The sequence below is a fragment of the Paenibacillus sp. 01T422 genome (genome assembly GCF_056398785.1).
The window spans coordinates 1-2127 of record NZ_JBFTQB010001021.1; the positions used below are offsets into that span (position 1 = coordinate 1).

2 protein-coding genes and 1 pseudogene are annotated in these 2127 nt (G+C 44.8%); all 3 read right to left on the reverse strand.

Features of this window, described 5'->3' with window-relative positions; all coding sequences use genetic code 11:
* Nucleotides 1-407, reverse strand: a pseudogene (locus AC1DUA_RS34970) (hypothetical protein); the annotation flags it as partial.
* Nucleotides 408-506: 99 nt separating this feature from the next.
* Nucleotides 507-1442 (reverse strand): carbohydrate ABC transporter permease, encoded by a 936-nt coding sequence (locus AC1DUA_RS34975; RefSeq protein ID WP_477504116.1) that lies wholly within the window; start codon nt 1440-1442, stop codon nt 507-509.
* 10 nt (nt 1443-1452) lie between these two features.
* Nucleotides 1453-2127: ABC transporter permease (locus AC1DUA_RS34980; RefSeq protein WP_477504117.1), on the reverse strand; the 675-nt coding region annotated here is incomplete at its 5' end.

Below are 2127 nucleotides of genomic sequence, written 5' to 3' on the forward strand. Positions count from 1 at the left end.
TAGAGCAGCTGCTCTTCTTTCGTAAGATCCCCTGACATGAAAATATCAGGATAGTCGCCACTTGCCAGCAGTAACTGTTTTTTCTCCTTCAAAGCTGCTGCTTCGCCCGGTACAAGCTGCCAGTTCAAATGCACATTCGTCTTCTCTTCCAAATATTTGGTAAACCAGTTCGTATTCAGATCAGCAATGTTCGCCGATTGCGGCGCGAAAGCACTCATTGAAATTTTATTTTTGGCGATCGGAAAGCCCGTTACATTCACGTTGCTCCCCCCGTCTGAACTTCCGCCTCCATTCGGAGTAGCGCTGTTCGGGTCGTTGCCGCCCGATGTGCAGCCGACTACAAACGTAGTAATGAATACGATTAGGGCGACCGATTTCCATGTTCTACTGGTTCTTTTAATCCCCATACTCAAACCCTCCTTGTTTGTTTTCGCCAATCCATCTAAGTGGGGGCAAACCTAAGCTATCCAGTGCCTCGCATCCCGCCTCTCATTCTTCCGCCAGAATCAGCCTTTTAGAGACCCAATCAATAGACCCTTCACAAAATGTCTTTGCACAAAAGGATAAAGAATGAGAACAGGCGCACTTGCAACGACGATTAGTGAATATTTAAGCAGCTCCTTCAAACCCTGTCTCTCCGCAAGCTCCCTGACGTCTTTAATCATCGTAGGATCAATCGAGTTCAGGATTAGAATGTTACGTAAAATAAGCTGCAACGGATATAAATTAGCGGTTTTCAAGAAGATCAAGGCTTCAAAATAAGAATTCCAGTAACCAATCGCATACATAAGCACTAGAACTGCAATAATCGGTTTAGATAGCGGGATGACGATTCGTGTTAAAAATTTGAAATCGCTGCATCCGTCCAAATGTGCCGCCTCTGTGAGCTCCGACGGAATCGATGTCTGGAAGAACGTCCTCGCCAGAATAACTTGCCAGACTGATATTGCGCCAGGAATAATCATCGCCCATCTCGTGTCGAGCATCCCTAATCCTTTTACCGTCAAATAATAAGGAATTAAGCCACCACTGAACAGCATCGTGAAAACAAACAAAGCGGTAATCACATTGCGCCCATAAAAGTTTTTGCGAGAAAGTGGATAAGCAGCAGTAATCGTCAACGATACGCTAATTAGCGTCCCTACGACCAGATAGAACAAAGAGTTGCCGTACCCTTTCAAAATTTGCGGGTTCTGAAACACCGCTTGATAGCCTCGTATTGTTGGCTCAACAGGGAGTAGCCACACTTTGCCAGAAATAACAGCGGAGGATGAGCTGAATGACGAGCTTACAATATAAATTAAGGGATACGCTACAACGATTAAGCAGATGATCAAAAACAGATAGACGAAGAATAAATAAACACGATCTATACTGCTTTCAACGATGCGGGTCGTTGATTTTCGTGAATTTAATGCTATGGCTTGCTCCGGATTCATCATATTCAGCCTCCTACCACAAACTCGTCTCGGAATTTTTCCTTGCCACATAATTGACTATAATAAGCAGCAGCAAATTGACGACGGCATTAAATAGTCCGACCGCTRCGGAGAAGCTAAAGTTCGCACCGACTAACCCCATTTTGTACACATAGGTGGAAATAACTTCGGAAGTCCCAACGTTGATTGCATTTTGCATCAGGTACACTTTCTCAAACCCTACATTCATGATTTGCCCTGCATTCAAAATAAGCAAAATCACAGCCGTCGGCATAAGACTCGGCAAATCGATATGAATCATCCGCTGGAAGCGCGATGCCCCATCCACTTTGGCTGCCTCATACAAGTGCGGATCTACCCCAGCGAGAGCTGCAATATAGATGACCGAGGCATATCCCGTAAACTGCCAGACGTCGGATAGGACATAGACGGTCTTGAAATACTCCGGCTTCGACATAATATTTTCTGCTGGAATTCCGAATTTATCTGCCAAAAGATGGACGAAACCAAGCTGTGGAGAAAGGAACAGCATGATGATCGACACCATGATGACGGTGGAAATGAAATAGGGTGCGAATGTGACTAGCTGTACGGCTCTTTTAAACACACCATTTCTCAACTCATTTAAAGCTAAGGCAAGAATGATCGGCGCTGGAAAGCCTACAACTAGCGAATATAGGCTTAATAG